Source organism: Acinetobacter schindleri (assembly GCF_010918895.1).
GTDB classification, from domain to species: Bacteria; Pseudomonadota; Gammaproteobacteria; order Pseudomonadales; family Moraxellaceae; genus Acinetobacter; species Acinetobacter schindleri.
On record NZ_CP044483.1, the window covers coordinates 667992 to 686574 of the forward strand.

The 18583-nt window shown below is 42.1% G+C and carries 9 protein-coding genes; 6 read left to right on the forward strand and 3 right to left on the reverse strand.

The genetic code is table 11. The features are described from left to right. Positions 1 to 137 precede the first annotated feature (137 nt). Positions 138 to 908 (reverse strand): hydroxymethylpyrimidine/phosphomethylpyrimidine kinase, encoded by a 771-nt coding sequence (locus FSC11_RS03305; protein WP_004814574.1) that lies wholly within the window; start codon positions 906 to 908, stop codon positions 138 to 140. Between the two features lie 93 nt (positions 909 to 1001). Here FSC11_RS03305 and FSC11_RS03310 point away from each other — a divergent pair, with 93 nt between their 5' ends. From FSC11_RS03310 to FSC11_RS03335, 6 genes are all read left to right on the forward strand, one after another. Beyond that, positions 1002 to 1652 (forward strand): HAD-IA family hydrolase, encoded by a 651-nt coding sequence (locus FSC11_RS03310; RefSeq protein ID WP_163165161.1) that lies wholly within the window; start codon positions 1002 to 1004, stop codon positions 1650 to 1652. 535 nt (positions 1653 to 2187) lie between these two features. Further along, entirely contained in the window at positions 2188 to 9087 is a 6900-nt protein-coding gene (locus FSC11_RS03315; protein WP_163165163.1) for a BapA/Bap/LapF family large adhesin, read from the forward strand. Between the two features lie 119 nt (positions 9088 to 9206). Further along, entirely contained in the window at positions 9207 to 10232 is a 1026-nt protein-coding gene (locus FSC11_RS03320; RefSeq protein WP_004994718.1) for an IS30-like element ISAba125 family transposase, read from the forward strand. 302 nt (positions 10233 to 10534) lie between these two features. Continuing rightward, positions 10535 to 11794: a carbohydrate porin gene (locus FSC11_RS03325; protein WP_163165164.1), complete on the forward strand. Its 1260-nt coding sequence runs from the start codon at positions 10535 to 10537 to the stop codon at positions 11792 to 11794. Positions 11795 to 11954: 160 nt separating this feature from the next. Continuing rightward, a complete protein-coding gene (locus tag FSC11_RS03330) occupies positions 11955 to 14357 on the forward strand; it encodes a glucose/quinate/shikimate family membrane-bound PQQ-dependent dehydrogenase (RefSeq protein WP_008305437.1) in 2403 nt (800 codons plus the stop codon). A 234-nt stretch (positions 14358 to 14591) separates the two neighbouring features. Beyond that, on the forward strand, positions 14592 to 16718 hold the full coding sequence (locus FSC11_RS03335) for a TonB-dependent receptor (RefSeq protein WP_163165166.1): 2127 nt from the start codon (positions 14592 to 14594) through the stop codon (positions 16716 to 16718). A 109-nt stretch (positions 16719 to 16827) separates the two neighbouring features. On the opposite strand, the gene arsH is transcribed toward FSC11_RS03335, so the two are convergent. Next, a complete protein-coding gene (gene arsH / locus FSC11_RS03340; RefSeq protein WP_163165168.1) occupies positions 16828 to 17532 on the reverse strand; it encodes an arsenical resistance protein ArsH in 705 nt (234 codons plus the stop codon). A 4-nt stretch (positions 17533 to 17536) separates the two neighbouring features. Next, positions 17537 to 18577 carry an ACR3 family arsenite efflux transporter gene (gene arsB / locus FSC11_RS03345; RefSeq protein ID WP_163165170.1) on the reverse strand — a complete coding sequence of 347 codons (1041 nt, stop codon included), beginning with the start codon at positions 18575 to 18577 and terminating at the stop codon, positions 17537 to 17539. Positions 18578 to 18583: the final 6 nt, after the last annotated feature.

Consider the following 18583-nt stretch of genomic DNA (forward strand, 5'->3'; position numbering starts at 1 on the left):
ATTTATAATGACATTATTTATATGAATTCATTCGCTATTTAAGTTCTCTACTATAGGGCAATGTTTAAGTTGAATTCCAAAGCATTATAAAAAAAGAGCCTGAATGATTTAGGCTCTTTTTATTTGCAGAATGAGTATTAACCAAAGCGTTTTGGAATTTTCTGTCCATTAGGTATAGGGGTTTCAGCATTTTTTAATACACCGAATAACCAGGTTTCAGCATGCTGCACGGCGGTCTTGAGCTGATCGCCTAATGCTAAACGACCGGCAATGAAACTGGCCAGTGAACAGCCTGAACCATGATATTCACCCTCCAGACGAGCACAACGGGTCTGGTTCACCAGCTCACCCTGAATATATAAACTGTTCTGGATATAATCGGGAGTATCTTCATGACCTCCTTTGACCAATATAGCTTTGGCACCCATGGCAAACAGTTTTTGTGTCGCAAGTTCCAGATCCTGCTCACCTGTCAGTGCACGTAATTCCACTGTGTTCGGTGTAATAATAGTTGCATGAGGGATCAATTGGGTAAAAGCCTTGACCAGGGTTGCTTGATCTCCCAATGAGCCACCACTGTTCGCGACAAGTACCGGATCAAGCACATAAAAATATTCAGGATGCTCAGCAAGAAACTCGGCTAGGGCTGCAATATTGTCGGTAGTACCAAGCATGCCGGATTTGACACCACAGATGGGCAAGTCACCGACTACCGCATGAGCTTGTGCAAGCAGCAGACTTTTTGATGTTGCTTCAAAGCCAAATACCTGTTGAGAGTTCTGAATGGTAAGGGCGGTACAGGCTATCGCAGCATGAGCCCCGCTTTGGCCAATAGCTTCAATATCAGCCTGGAGACCTGCTCCACCTGAAGGATCCAAACCTGAAAAGCATAGTACGGTAGGGCGCAAAACGATGTCCTTAAACTCTAGATTTGCGTTAGTATAGGCAAAATTTCATAAACACTCGATACTCATTTGCATCGAAGTAACCGGAGGACTGTGGTGATTCAGAATATCCTGATTGATCTGGATGGAACCTTAACTGATCCTAAAGTAGGGATTACTACTTCAGCACGTTATGGCTTGGAAAAAATTGGTCATCCTATTAGTCCCGATACCAATATTGACTGGATTATTGGACCACCGCTTAAAGCCTCACTCGCTAAAATTCTAAACGTTGCAAGCAATCACGTGCTGGCAGAGCAGGCACTAGAAGCCTATCGGGAACGTTTTGCAGTCACCGGGCTGTATGAAAATAAAGTCTTTCCCGAAGTGGCTGAAACTTTAGCTGAACTCAAACGCCGTGGATATCGACTATTCCTTGCGACTGCTAAACCCACCGTTTATGCACGACAGATTCTTGAACACTTTGAGCTAGATCAATATTTTGAAGGCATTTATGGCAGTGAGCTAAATGGTGATCGTACCAACAAAGGCGACCTGATCGAATACATCTTGCAGCAAGAGCAGTTAGATCCAGCTACTTGTATTATGGTGGGAGATCGTGAGCATGACATTTTTGGTGCTAGACGTAATGGGATAGAAACTATTGCAGTCACCTATGGCTATGGTTCACCAGAAGAATTTGCTCAAGCTGAGCCCAAATTTCAGATTCAACGCTTTAATGAAGTTTTTGATTGTCTAGGTAAATAATTTTTATATTTTAAAATTCTACGCTTTGTATATTTAAAATAATCTCGATTTATATTTCATGATTCGAGATTATTTTCTAGTTATTTAATTAACATATTTATATAAAGAGTAAATTAAATTATAAACTTATTATATTAAATTTAAGCTATTAAATAGTGGATTAATAACCTGTTTATAAATTTGTAATTCATGTGTTAAATCAAGTAACTTATTTGTTGTTAAGTGTAATTAATTTACAAATATACAATTAACTAGATATAAAAGCTTGTAATTTAATATAAATCATTGAAATACATAATAATAAAATTAATATAAATTTTCTAATATAATTCATCAATAAATTGTATATAAATATAAATCAATAGCTTAAATCATATTAATTAATAAAATTAAACTTCAATTTAAAATTACTACATAATAATAATAAAATCTTACTTATTTTATGGTTTTAACTTGGATTTACTCCTGCTATGAAGAGCTGGTTGGGAATTATACACGGCACGACTCATCATAAGAATATTCAGGAGTTTCTCTCATGGCTAGCATTGATATATTGGCTAAGAATAATGGACAAATTATTCAAAGTTTAAATGCCGATTCGGTTATATTAAATCAAAATTCCGTAGTTAAAATTGGCGTCAAAATAGAGGATGTTGCCAATATTTTAAGAGAAGGAAATGCGGCAGTTATCACACTTAAAAACGGTGAAAAAATTGTTGTAGAAAATTATTTCGACCCCGCGGTGAATGAAAGTTTACTTGTTTTTGAAGGGAATAATGGTGAGCTGTACTGGGCAGAATTTACCGACAGTTCAGGTCAATTATTAGATGTAGTTAAATACAACCCGATTACTGAGGAAGCCCTTCTTGGAGGAGGGGCAACTGACTTACTACCTTGGATTGGTGGAGCATTAGCTGTTGGGGGAATTGCAGCTGCGGTAGGTGGATCGGGTGGGTCAAGTAATTCAAAAGATTCTACCCCAATAAATCCAGTGGATAATGCTGAAAGGCTAGTATCTCAAGCTGAAACAACCTATCAGAATGCATTAGAAATACTAGAACAAGCACAACAAGATGGCCTGATTACCCCTGAAGAACAACAAGCAGTTCAGGATGCGATTAATACAGCGGAAGAAGCAAAACAAGTTGCCCAAGATGTAGTAAATACTCTACCAGCTGGTACTGATAAAGAAGGTCTACAAGATCGCCTGGATGACCTTGTCGATATCGTAGTTCCACCGGTGAATGATGCCAATGAAAATGGCATTGATGATGGAGATCTTGAAGCCGAAGCAGCTGCCGAATTGGTTGCAGCAGCAGAAGCAGCACGTGCTGAACAACAAGAGATCTTGGATGGTCTTACAGATGCAGATGACAATGGTCTTATTACACCAGAAGAATATGCACAGGCTGAAGAAAGATTAGAAGAACTGCAAGGAATTGTAGATGTAGCGAAAGAACTTGCTCAAAACGCTGTCACAGGACTAGATGATGGTCCTGCAAAAGACACATTACAAGATCGTCTGGATGCGATTGAGGATCTTGTAATTCCAGCAGTCACTGACTTTGATGGTGATGGTGATGTCGATGCTGATGATGCTGCAATCCAGGCACAACTTGATGCAGCGACAACAGCAGTAGAAGACGCTGAGCAAGCGTATGACGACCTGGTTGCTGCCATTGATGCAGCTGGAGATGAAGTCAGCTCGGAAGAGCGTGCTGATTTATTAGCGCAATTAGAGGCTGCACAACAAGCGAAAGAAGATGCACAAGCCCTTGTGGATGCATTACCTGAAACGATCCAGGCAGAAAAAGATGCCTTGGATACACGCTTAGACGGCTTAATAGATCCAGAGATCCCGGCAGTCACTGACTTTGATGGTGATGGTGATGTCGATGCTGATGATGCTGCAATCCAGGCACAACTTGATGCAGCGACAACAGCAGTAGAAGATGCTGAGCAAGCGTATGATGATCTGGTTGCTGCCATTGACGCAGCTGGAGATGAAGTCAGCTCGGAAGAGCGTGCTGATTTATTAGCGCAATTAGAGGCTGCACAACAAGCGAAAGAAGATGCACAAGCCCTTGTGGATGCATTACCTGAAACGATCCAGGCAGAAAAAGATGCCTTGGATACACGTTTAGACGGCTTAACAGATCCAGAGATCCCGGCAGTCAATGATTTGGATGCTGATGGTGATGTCGATGCCGATGATGCTGCAATCCAGGCACAACTTGATGCAGCGACAACAGCAGTAGAAGACGCTGAACAAGCGTATGATGATCTGGTTGCTGCCATTGACGCAGCTGGAGATGAAGTCAGCTCGGAAGAGCGTGCTGATTTATTAGCGCAATTAGAGGCTGCACAACAAGCGAAAGAAGATGCACAAGCCCTTGTGGATGCATTACCTGAAACGATCCAGGCAGAAAAAGATGCCTTGGATACACGTTTAGACGGCTTAACAGATCCAGAGATCCCGGCAGTCAATGATTTGGATGCTGATGGTGATGTCGATGCCGATGATGCTGCAATCCAGGCACAACTTGATGCAGCGACAACAGCAGTAGAAGATGCTGAACAAGCGTATGACGACCTGGTTGCTGCCATTGATGCAGCTGGAGATGAAGTCAGCTCGGAAGAGCGTGCTGATTTATTAGCGCAATTAGAGGCTGCACAACAAGCGAAAGAAGATGCACAAGCCCTTGTGGATGCATTACCTGAAACGATCCAGGCAGAAAAAGATGCCTTGGATACACGTTTAGACGGCTTAACAGATCCAGAGATCCCGGCAGTCAATGATTTGGATGCTGATGGTGATGTCGATGCCGATGATGCTGCAATCCAGGCACAACTTGATGCAGCGACAACAGCAGTAGAAGACGCTGAGCAAGCGTATGATGATCTGGTTGCTGCCATTGACGCAGCTGGAGATGAAGTCAGCTCGGAAGAGCGTGCTGATTTATTAGCGCAATTAGAGGCTGCACAACAAGCGAAAGAAGATGCACAAGCCCTTGTGGATGCATTACCTGAAACGATCCAGGCAGAAAAAGATGCCTTGGATACACGTTTAGACGGCTTAACAGATCCAGAGATCCCGGCAGTCAATGATTTGGATGCTGATGGTGATGTCGATGCCGATGATGCTGCAATCCAGGCACAACTTGATGCAGCGACAACAGCAGTAGAAGACGCTGAGCAAGCGTATGATGATCTGGTTGCTGCCATTGACGCAGCTGGAGATGAAGTCAGCTCGGAAGAGCGTGCTGATTTATTAGCGCAATTAGAGGCTGCACAACAAGCGAAAGAAGATGCACAAGCCCTTGTGGATGCATTACCTGAAACGATCCAGGCAGAAAAAGATGCCTTGGATACACGTTTAGACGGCTTAACAGATCCAGAGATCCCGGCAGTCAATGATTTGGATGCTGATGGTGATGTCGATGCCGATGATGCTGCAATCCAGGCACAACTTGATGCAGCGACAACAGCAGTAGAAGACGCTGAGCAAGCGTATGATGATCTGGTTGCTGCCATTGACGCAGCTGGAGATGAAGTCAGCTCGGAAGAGCGTGCTGATTTATTAGCGCAATTAGAGGCTGCACAACAAGCGAAAGAAGATGCACAAGCCCTTGTGGATGCATTACCTGAAACGATCCAGGCAGAAAAAGATGCCTTGGATACACGCTTAGACGGCTTAATAGATCCAAAGATACCAGCTGTAAGCTTTGCTTATGATGACGACGTTAACTTGGATATGGGTAATGAGATTTCAATCACCGCTCCTGAGATTGTTGACCAAAATGTTCAAGTGATTAATTTACTTGAGTCGACTGGCGGAATAGATGCGGGAACAGAGGTAGTACTGTCAGGTTCAACCAATAGTCTCGCGATTTCGATTTCACAAACATCCTTACTTGCAGTAGCTGATGCTTATCGTGTTGATGTTTTAGATGAAGCTGGGAATATCGTGTATTCAGCAGTAACCCAAAACTCTCAATTAGTGGGTGATGTGGCAGGGCTGGGAATATTAGGTATTACAGGAGATGATACATTAACAACAACAATACCTGATTTGCCTGCAGGAACTTACCGTGTTGTAGTGAGTAATGATGCAAGTGCTTTAACGAATTTACTTGATACTGATGGTGGTGGTATTTCGTTACAGGAGCTTGGGGATGCAGGTGTATTGCTAGGTGCAGGTAACCAAGAAATTATTCTTGAAGCTGTTAATAATGCCTTAGGTGGTGGTGCGATTGCAGGTTTGGTAACAAATATTGTCTTACCACCAGTTCTTCAGTTAGTAAATGGATTACCTGCTGATGAGCTTGTTGGTGCATTAAACGAGAGTTTACTCAGCAATGCTAATGCTATTTCCTTACTTGGCTTTAGTGTGACAGGCTTACTCAATACTATTATTGATGCAACTGCAACTGCGCTGCTTTCCAATACCTTGACCTTATTGCAACAAACCACGATTACGACACAAGTAACTTCCACAACATTTGAAAATAATACTGTGGAGGATAATGTCTTGGCCAATGATGAGGGTGGTACTTTAGCAACGGTTACTCAAATCCAATTTGGAGTGGAAACACCTCAAAGTGTGAGTGCGGCTGGTACAACAATCAATGGAGAGTATGGTGTTTTAACCATTTATTCTAATGGGTCATATACTTATGTTGGGAACGGTGAATTTGCATCTATCGGACAATCAGAAGTATTTACTTATACAGTGTTAAATGCAGATGGAGTAACTACTGATACTGCAACTTTAACTATTAATATTTTGGATCGTTATGCCCCTGATGCACCTACAGTTAATCCAATAAATAATATTAATGATATTACAGGTACCGCAGAAGCTGGCTCAACAGTGATTATAACTGCTGAGGGTGGTAATGAAATCGGCAGGGCAGTAGCAGGGAGAGATGGTTTATGGTCAATCCCAAATCCGGGCTTAACAGATGGAACAATACTGAATGCCGTAACCATTGATCTGGCGGGTAATTCTTCTCAAACCGTAAGTACAAGCGTTGATGCCCAAGCTCCAATAGCGAATCTTGTGACAAATACAACAGGTGATAGTACACCAATTTTACAAGGGACAATTGACGATCCTACAGCAACAATTGTTGTGACTGTAGATGGCATTAATTATGCAGCAGTAAATAATGGTGATGGTACATGGACACTTGCCGATGGCCAGCTTCCAGAATTAGCTGATGGTAGTTATAACGTTACTGTGCAAGCTATTGATGCGGCAGGTAATGAAAGCACAATTACAGAAAGTTTAGTGGTTGATGCGGTTTTATTTGCCAATGACGATTTAAATAATGTGAATGTACTAGACACGGTTGTCGAAAATAATCTGACCGATAGTGGTTTTATTTTTGGATTAGCTTCCGCTGATGTGTTATCGGGGCTAGCTAAGATTAATTTAAGTGCGGGCGCATTTAACTTCACGGTTGAAGCTGATACGACTCAAGATGTTTCGATAGATGTGAGCGGTGCAACAGGTGTAGATTTAAGTGCATTAATTACTTCAATCGGAGCACTATTCGGTCAAACACTTTCTGCAGATTTAATGCTGGTGAATCTTGATAGTGGTGAGGTTGTGGCAACAGCAGCTAATGCTCTTCAGCTAACTCCAGCAGTACTGACTACTGTGATGAGAGCAGACAATATTGAGTTTACTAGTATCCCAGAAGGTAATTATACGATTGCTTTCTCTACTCCATCGGGTAATGGTCCTCTAAGTCAGTTGTTGAATGCGATTGCTGATGTGGGATTACTTAGTGGTGTTAGAATCAATATAGATGCATCAACTCAATACTCAACAGCAGATGCTATAGGTAATGTATTAACGGGTGGAACGGGTACGGATGTAGCAGATATCGGTGATGGTATGAGGGTGACAGAAGTCATTTCTGCTGAAACGACGTATGCAGTCAATACGCCAATCGCAAACATAGGAGAGACAGCAATTGCAGGCAGTTACGGTATTCTTTATATGCAAGCAGATGGGTCATACCGTTATGTAAGTAATGGTGATGCCAATGATGTAGCTAAAGTTGATACATTCACGTATACAGTAGCTGATGCAGCTGGTAATACCTCGCAAGCCTATCTTAATATCCGTACTGATGCAGAAGGTGCAACGATTGTTTGGAATGAAAATGATCTTCAAACTGATGGGGTGATTACTGTAAATGCACTTGATGATGAGACAACTGTATCAATTGCCCAACTTAATACAGTCAGTGAGCTGTTATCAAAAGTTGAAGTTGTAGATGCTCAGGCTATTGGAACTAATGGACCTGTTACAGGAACGCTTATTACTAATACAACTTGGACAAATACCTATACGCTCTCAGAAAGCTTTAATATCACAGAAAATACTGTAGCTAATGGAACATTAACTGTTACAGCTGAATTATTAGGTACGGTATTGAATAACTCTGTAACTGAGAATTGGGGGAATGTTACTGCGACTTACACACTTACTGGTCAAAATGGTGAAGTGACATCGGGTATTTTAACTTTAACTGCAAATAACTCAGTGTCTGATGGTTATTATACAGCAAGCATTCCACTTAATGATTTGATTGCGGGTGATTATGTACTTAATGTTAATGTGGAAAATATAACCACTAATACAGGTGTGGGAGTAAGACCTGCAAATAATGGTGAGTTTACAGTTGATACAACACTTTCAGTGATTGAAACTTCGTTAAATGACTTTACAACTATAGAGGGTATATATAGTGAAGAGGGTAATTTACTGGAAGATGATATCGTTTCTAATATAGCGACTTTCACCATTCAACAAGGCGCAGAAATATATCGCTTTGAAAATGGGCATATCTACCAGAATGATGTTTTGCTGCAGAATCAGGATTCTGTAAATATTACTGGTACTTATGGCATATTAAATGTTGAAGCAAGTGGTAAATACACTTACACAACGCAAGATGGCAACAGTATTGGTCAAATAGAGAGCTTTACTTATACTGTAAATGATGTGGGCGGTTTATCTGATACTGCGAACCTGAATATTGGAATAGGCGCTTCAATTACAGGCAGCCGTTATGATGATAGTTATTCAAGCCATGTAGGCGTAGCAGATACTGTTATTTATAATGTACTTGAAGGTGCAGAAACAGATGCAACCGGCGGAAATGGTACAGATATCTGGACTGATTTCAGCCTGATTGAAGGTGATGCAATTGATATAAGTGCATTGTTAACAGGGGCAAATGCAGAGAATATTAGTGAATATATTTCTGTAGAAGTAAATGACAACAATGCCACAGTGATATCAATTGATCGTGATGGAGCTGGTACGCAATTCCGGGACAAAGTTGAACTTATTACTCTTGACGGTGTGAATACGAACTTGGAAGAGTTGCTTTCAAATGGTCATATCATTTACTAAAACTAAGATAATTATTTAGAAAATGACTAACACAAAGAGGCTTCTCGAAGCCTCTTTGTTCGTTTGGCAGAGTAAAACTTGAAGTGCGACATAAACCACCTAATTAATTTAAAGGGTTTATGGAGTATATAAAATTGTCATACCATCATCTTAACTTTGAAGATCGTACTGCATTAATGCTTGAGTCAAGAAAAGAAGGCTTTTCAGCCAGAAAATTTGCTGAACTCATTAAAAGACATCCTAGTACGATCTATCGTGAGCTTAAAAGAAATAGCATCAATGACGTTTATCAAGCTCGATATGCTTCTGATAACACCTTCGCTAGACGTAGACGTGGTCACAGAAAACTCAAAATCGATTCAATCCTCTGGAAATTTATTGTTGAAGCGATCCGTTGTTTATGGTCTCCTCAGCAAATAGCAAAGCGTTTAAAGACATTTCCTGATTTGGATCAAACAATGAATGTAAGCCATACAACGATTTATTCAACGATACGAGCATTACCAAAGGGTGAGTTGAAAAAAGACTTATTATCCTGTCTACGTCATGAAAATAAAAAGCGAAAAGCTAACGGTGAACCTAAAAAAGATTCTATATTACAGGATATTAAAACTATTCATGAGCGCCCAGCCGAAGTTCAAGAAAGAAAAATACCGGGTCATTGGGAAGCTGATTTAATTAAAGGTAAAGACAATAAAAGTTCGATAGCAACACTTATTGAACGAAATACACGGCTCTGTATCTTGGCAACATTACCTGATGCAAAGGCAGAATCAGTGCGCAAGGCTTTAACTGAAGCTCTGAAATATTTACCTGCAGAACTGCGTAAAACGTTGACCTATGACCGTGGACGTGAGATGTCAGAACATAAAATACTCGAAGAAGATTTAGGCATAGATGTATATTTCTGTGACCCACATTCACCCTGGCAAAAAGGCACATGCGAAAATATGAATGGTTTAATTAGGCAATATTTACCTAAAGGGATTGATTTAAATCAGGCAGATCAGCATTATTTAAATCAAGTTGCCATGTCACTGAATACTCGTCCTAGAAAGGCGTTAGATTGGCTTACACCATTAGAGAAATTTGCTCAGCTTGTTGATTATCATATGGCTTTTGAAACTGTCGCACCTCATGTTTGAATTCGCCTTTATACAGATAAAAAGATTTTTTGATCAATTTCAGAAAGATTAAGGGATTTGATCAGTAGCGAATAAATATCAAACTCTTATTGGCATAACCTGTTCAAAAATAAGTTTTTAATTTACTTAAAAAATATAAATAAATTTCATTAAAAAATTTGAATAATTATTAAGATTTTGATATTTATATATAAATTTTTTTAAAACTATTTAATAATATATAATTTATATTAAAAACAAACAATTTATATAAAGAGGTGTAATATATTCTCCATATAAGTGTGATTAAGGCGACACATTTCATGTCTAACTCCCAATTATCCAAGGCTGTATATACATTCTTGGCTGCTTTGCTATTGGCAAATACTGCTACTCATGCTGCGGATGCATTTAGTACAGAAAATCCATGGATGTTAGGCGACTGGAATGGTCAGCGTACTCAACTTCAACAACAAGGTTATGATTTCAGTTTTGGTTATACCGGTGAAGTAGCATCACTCATTGATGCTAAAAACTCATCTGATCACGGTACTGAATACGCCGACCAGTTTGCAATCGGGGCCCATCTGGATCTGGAAAAAATTGCAGGATGGAAAGATACCGAAGCACAAATTACTGTGACTCAGCGTAACGGTCGTAACTTATCCAATACTGCTGAAGCGCTTGATGGACACTTAAGCTCGGTGCAGGAAGTATGGGGACGTGGTCAAACCTGGCGTTTAACTGACTTCTGGATCAAGAAAAAATTCCTGGATCAGAAACTGGATGTCAAAGTTGGTCGCTTTGGTGAAGGTGAAGACTTTAACAGTTTTGATTGCGATTTCCAGAACCTGGCATTGTGTGGTTCACAGGTAGGCAACTGGGTCGGTGACCAATGGTATAACTGGCCAGTATCACAGTGGGCAGCACGTGTGAAATACAACGTCACACCTGAAATCTTTACCCAAGTGGGCGTCTATGAATATAACCCTGAGAATCTGGAACGTGGTAAAGGCTTTAACCTGAGCACAGACGGCTCTAAAGGCGCGATCATTCCGGCAGAAGTAGTGTGGACACCAAAACTCGGTGAACGAAAACTTCCAGGGGAGTATCGTGCCGGGTATTACTACAGTACCGCAGATTCAAAAATTCTTGACGGTGTAACGCCTCAAGAGATCCAGACTAAAACAGACCATCATCAAGGTGGCTGGATTGTTGCCAAGCAACAATTGACGGCACAGCAAGACGATATATCTCGTGGTCTCAGCGGATTCGTAAATCTCACCCTTCACGATGCCAAAACCAATGAAAAGACCGATATGCAAAATATTGGCCTTGTGTATAAAGGCGCAATGGATGCTCGTCCAAAGGATGAAATTGCGTTTGGTATTGCCCGTATCCATATGAATCATGATGCATTGGGTGACCGTAGTGAAGAAATCGATGCAGAAATCTACTACGGATTGCATGCCACGAACTGGTTAACCATTCGACCTAACCTTCAGTATGTTCGACATGTCGGTGCATACAGGAATGGTGAAAACGTTTGGGTAGGCGGTATCAAGTTTAATACCTCCTTTTAAAAAGAGTTTTTAGTTGCAAATACATAATTGAATCTCCCATGACTTTGAGGCATTGATAAACAGATGCCTCAGGTATGTATTTATAACTAAGAACTTAACAATATGGTGCTCATGCATTCGAATTGCATGAGCGAAAAGAAATCTTATAAAGGTGTTCAATATGAATACTTCGTCTTCAGGTTCAGTACTGAAAACGATTATGGCAGTCATTGCTGTTATTTTCGGTCTGGTACTACTGATCGGAGGGATTTACCTGGCAGTACTTGGTGGGTCTTGGTACTACATCATTGCCGGTATTTTCTTTATTGCGACCGCAGTGTTATTACATAAACAGAAAAGTACAGCACTGATCGTATACGCTGTGCTGATTTTAGGCACAGTGGTATGGGGGCTATGGGAAGTTGGTTCTGACTTCTTCGCACTCGCACCTCGTTTAGACATTTTAGGCCTGTTCGGTTTAGCACTTCTCATTCCAGCCGTGACGCGTGGTTTTGGGGAGACGAAAGGTGCCAAGATTGCACTCACCAGTACTTTGGCAATTACCATTGCGGTAATGATCTATTCTGTATTCAATGACCCGCAAGAAATTCGTGGTGAGCTAAAATCGCAGCAGCCTGCAGTGCATCAGTCTATTCCAGGTATTGCTGACGAAGACTGGCCAGCCTATGGTCGTACTCAATCTGGTCTACGTTATTCTCCATTGAAACAGATTACTGCTGATAACGTAAAAGATCTGGAGCTGGCTTGGGAATTTCATACCGGTGATGTAAAAACGGATAAAGATTCTGGTGAAACTACGAATCAGGTAACCCCGATTAAAGTGGGTAATAACCTGTTTATGTGTACCACTCACCAGTACCTGATTGCACTTGATCCTGCGACGGGTAAGGAAAAATGGCGCTTTGATCCTAAGCTGAAAGCGGACAATACCTTCCAGCATTTAACTTGCCGTGGAGTGTCTTATTATGATGCCAATAACACTGCCGGTTTTGAAAGCAGTCTAGCTGCTCGTTCTACAACGTCTGCCGAATGTCCTCAGAAAGTAATCTTACCAGTGAATGACGGACGTTTGGTGGCGGTCAATGCAACTACTGGTAAGGTCTGTTCCGACTTTGGTAATAACGGCGAAGTCGATCTGCAAAAAGACATGCCATTCCCATATCCAGGCGGTTATAACCCGACTTCACCTCCTGTAGTGACAGGTACAACCATTATCATTGCCGGTTCAACCACAGATAATTATTCAACTGAAGAACCTTCAGGTGTCATTCGTGGTTATGATGTAAATACTGGTGAATTGCTCTGGGTATTTGATACGGGTGCGGAAGATCCAAATGCGATTCCTGCTCCAGGGCAAAAGTTTGTACATAACTCACCAAATGCATGGGCACCTTTAGCTTATGATGCCAATCTGGATATTGTTTATGTGCCTACAGGTGTCGGTACACCAGATATCTATGGTGGTCATCGTACTGAACTGGACGAGCGTTATGCCAATTCAATGCTGGCACTGAATGCCTCTACTGGTAAATTAGTCTGGAACTTCCAGACCACCCATCATGACCTATGGGATATGGACGTACCAGCTCAACCAACATTGACTGATATCAAAGATAAAAACGGGAATATGGTGCCAGCCATCTACGTGCTGACCAAGACTGGTAATGCCTTTGTATTAGACCGTCGTAATGGTGAAGCTATTATACCAATCACTGAGAAACCGGTGCCTCAATCTGTAAAACGTGGTCCACAAACTAAAGGTGAGTGGTATTCAAAAACTCAACCGTTCTCTGACTTCAACCTGGCTCCTCAAGATAAATTGACGGATAAGGACATGTGGGGTGCCACCATGTTTGATCAGTTAATGTGTCGTGTATCGTTCAAAAAACTGAACTATGACGGTATTTATACACCACCCTCTGAAAACGGGACGCTGGTCTTCCCGGGTAACTTGGGGGTATTCGAATGGGGCGGTATGTCTGTGAATCCAGACCGTCAAATTGCATTGACCAACCCAATTGGTTTGCCATTTGTATCTCGTCTGATTCCGCAAGATCCGAACCGTAAGCAGACTGCCAAAGGTGCAGGTACTGAAGCGGGGGTACAGCCAATGTATGGGGTGCCGTATGGTGTTGAAATCAGTGCCTTCCTGTCTCCATTTGGCTTGCCATGTAAGCAGCCTGCATGGGGCTATGTGGCGGGTGTAGATCTGACCACCCATGAAGTTGCCTGGAAACGCCGTATTGGTACGATTCGTGACAGTATGCCGGGTATTCCATTACCCCCATTTAAAATGGGTGTGCCAATGCTCGGTGGTCCAATCTCGACTGCGGGTAATGTGATGTTTGTTGGTGCAACACAGGATAACTATATCCGTGCCATCAACGTAAACAATGGGGATGAGTTATGGAAAGGTCGTCTGCCAGCAGGTGGTCAAGCCACTCCAATGACTTATGAAGCTAACGGTAAACAGTACGTGGTGATTATGGCGGGTGGTCATGGTTCCTTTGGTACCAAAATGGGCGACTCTTTAGTGGCCTATGCATTACCAGACAACAAATAATGAAGTTTTGTAGTTAAGTAAAAAAGCCTGATTCGTCAGGCTTTTTTATGCAGAATACAGGCTGTTATAACAATGAATCTTAACCAGCAAATTATGATTGGTCAGATGAGCATGTTTATAAACATGATGCACTGATCTCATGCTGCTGAGCATTCGAGATACAGCAAAAAAACACTTTATAAATATTTTGGCTTCCATGACATGCATAGACGCCAGACTTCAGGAATATAAGCTATGTACCTTCATATAAGACGGTTGCCGATGAAATCAACGTTGTCCTGCCTGATCGCCTGTATCAGTCAAGGAATTTATGCGGAAGAACCGGTTACAGAGGTACAGCGACTGGCTCCCATTGTGGTTGAAGCAACCCGTACAGATCGTGCCATTCTGGAAACACCGGCATCTACCTATTATCTGCATCAGGAACAACAAAATAGCTTAAATGTAAACTTGTCTGAAACCTTAAAAGGTGTACCAGGGTTGCAGCTGAATAACCGCGAAAATTACGCTCAGGATTTACAGATCTCAATGCGGGGCTTCGGCGCACGCTCGACTTTCGGTGTGCGAGGAGTACGTTTATATGTGGACGGTATTCCTGCGACTATGCCGGATGGGCAGGGGCAAACCTCGAATATTGACCTGAATAGTCTGGATCATATTGAAGTGCTGAGTGGTCCATTTTCCTCGCTATATGGTAATTCTTCTGGCGGAACCATCCTGACACAAAGCCGTGAAGGGCAAGGACCTGATTCAGTCACTTTAGGATATTCAGGTGGCAGTCAGAATAAAGGTCAAACCAATCTGGTACTACAAGGTGGCTCAGATAATGCTTCTGAACCAAGCTATATCATCAGTTCATCTTATTTTGATACCGATGGTTTCCGTGACCATAGTGGTGCACATAAAGTACTGAACAATGCCAAGCTGACTTGGGATCTGGACGATGGCTCTAAAATTAACTGGGTCAATAACTATGTCAAAATTACAGCAGATGATCCAGGTGGTTTAACACGTGAACAATGGCGAGCAAATCCTAAACAGGTGGCAGCAAATGTACTGCTATATAATGCACGTAAAGAAATTGAGCAATTTCAAACTGGATTAACCTGGAACAAGCCGATCAATGATCAGTATGAACTGTATGGTATGGCCTATTGGGGACAGCGTGCAGTTACACAATATCAGTCGATTCCAAGTACAGCACAAGGCGCTCCTAATCATGCCGGTGGCGTGATTGACTTCGACCGTAATTTTTATGGTGCTGATTTGCGTTGGACAGGGCGAGAGATTCTGCCAAATACCAAACTGATTGCTGGTGTCGCCGTAGATGCCATGACCGAAGAGCGGAAAGGCTATCAAAATTTTGTGGGTAATACTTTAGGTGTTAAAGGTGAATTACGTCGTAATGAGGACAATACCTTATGGAATGCAGACCCTTATTTACAGATATCTTATAACTTTGTGCCAGACTGGACTTTAGACGCAGGCTTGCGTTATAGCAATGTGCATTTTAAATCTGATGATCATTACTTAAGTAATGGCGATAATTCAGGTAAAACCACTTATGAGAAATTGCTGCCTTCAGCCGCGCTAAGCTGGCAGATTCTACCCGAATTGATGGCCTATACCAGCTATGCCCAAGGCTTTGAAACACCAACTTTTACAGAAATGGCCTATCCAGCGGATAACAGTAATAACAGCTTGAGCTTAAATGCGGCAGAAAGTGAAACTTATGAAATTGGCTTAAAGGCTGCTAATCGCTTCGGTGACTTTACTGCAGCCGCTTTCCAGACCCAGACTGAAAATGACATTGTGTCTGCAGGCAATGATAATGGTCGCTCTACTTTCCGTAATGCAGATAAAACCTTAAGAAAAGGGCTAGAACTTTCCTGGAGTAAAGACCTCTGGCGTGATCTCACTGCTCAAGCCAGTTATAGCTATATAGATGTAACTTTTGATGCAGATATTCCTGTAATTCTTAATGATGAAGGAGAGATTGTAGTATCTAGAGTGGCATCCGGTAACTACATTCCGGGTATTGCTAAAAATCAGGCTTTTCTTGGTTTAGGCTGGAAACCTGAAAATGGCTTAAATGCGGGTTTAGATGTACGTTATTCAGACCGTATTTATGTCAACGACATTAATTCACAGTATGCGCCAAGCTATACTGTTGCTGGTGCCAATGTCGGTTATCACTGGAATATGAAAGACTGGTCTGTCAAAACTTTTGCGCGTGTAGATAATTTGTTTGATAAAGACTATTCAGGTTCGGTGATTGTCAATGAAAGCAATGGCCGTTTCTATGAGCCGGCAGAAGGGCGAAACTGGAGTGCCGGATTGAGTATAACCAAAGCGTTTTAATTAAAATAATTTGTGGCTGCTCAATTTTCAAAATAAAAAATCCCGCTTCCTGAGCGGGATTTTTTTATATTTAAGCTTTGACCAGTTGATCAGAGGATTTGAGATAAAACTAAATCGTTTTCTGATTCACTCGTTTTGATAATTCCTCGGCACTTTCCACCCGTTCAGAATATCGATCGGTGAGATAAGCAGACTGACCGCGAGTGAGCAGGGTGAACTTGTAGAGTTCTTCCATCACATCCACAATGCGGTTGTAATAAGGTGATGCTTTCATGCGCCCATCTTCCTCAAACTCAAGGAAAGCTTTGGGTACAGAAGACTGATTTGGAATGGTGATCATCCGCATCCAGCGTCCTAAAACACGCAACTGATTCACTGCATTAAAGGATTGTGAACCACCACAAACCTGCATCACGGCCAGTGTCTTGCCTTGCGTGACACGAATTGCACCGGCTGCCAGAGGAATCCAGTCAATCTGGGCTTTTAAAATCGAACTCATCGAACCATGACGTTCCGGTGAACACCAGACCATGCCTTCTGACCAGGCCAAAAGCTCATGCAGTTCTTTTACCTTAGGATGACTCGTATCCGCATCCTCAGGTAAGGGTAATCCTTTGGGATGGAATATTCTGACTTCAGCGCCAAAATATTCCAGTATCCGGCCGGCTTCCTGAACGGCCAGTCGGCTGTAAGAGCGATCACGGTTTGAACCATAAAGCAGCAGAATACGGGGTGGATGATCCAGCGCTTTGGCCTGAACTTTGTCCAGTGTTGGTGTTTCTAGCAGATTCACATTGATATTCGGGAGATCCATCGGGTTATGCCTCTTTAAACACTTTTTTTCTCAGCGATAATGAAACGCTGACCAGCGCAATCAGAACTGGAACTTCAACCAGAGGGCCAATCACGGTGGTAAATGCCACAGGGGATGCGAGACCGAAAGTGGCAATCGCAACTGCCAGCGCCAGTTCAAAATTGTTTCCCGCTGCGGTAAAAGAAATAGCCGCGGTTTTAGGATAATCATTGCCCATCCACTTGCTCATAAAGAAGCTGATGAAGAACATCACCACGAAATAAATGGTCAAGGGAATGGCAATTCTGAGTACATCTAGTGGCAGGCTGACCACATCACCGCCTTTAAGGCTAAACATGGCGACAATGGTAAACAACAGGGCCAGCAGGCTGAGCGGACTGATTTTTGGAATAAACTGTGTTTGATACCATTCCAGACCTTTTTGCTTGACCAGAATCAAACGTGTCAAAAAGCCCAGTAAAAATGGAATACCCAGATAAACCAGAACCGCGTGGGTAATCGTCCAGAAGCTGACATCAATTACCTGTGCTTCAACACCAAAATAAGGCGGCAAGAAGGTCAAAAACAGCCAGGCATAGCTACTGAAAAACAGGATCTGGAAAATACTGTTAAATGCCACCAGTCCGGCCACATACTGATTATCGCCGCACGCCAGACCATTCCAGACCAGCACCATGGCAATACAACGCGCCAAACCGATCAGGATGACACCGGTCATATATTCAGGATAGGATTGTAGAAAAATCAGCGCCAATGCAAACATCAGGCAGGGAGCAATCAGCCAGTTCTGAACCAGAGACAGGGTGAGTGTGCGTTTATCCTTAAATACCTGCGGCAAGGTGGCATAGTCCACTTTGGCAAGTGGTGGAAACATCATGATAATCAGACCGATAGCAATCGGGATATTGACCGAATCAATACTCATCCGGTCTAAAGCAATCGACGCCTGAGGAAAGAAAACCCCAATCCCGATCCCCAGTAGCATGGCGATAAAAATCCAGATGGTCAGATTCTTATCTAAAAAAGACATTTTTGAAGCAGACATGATATT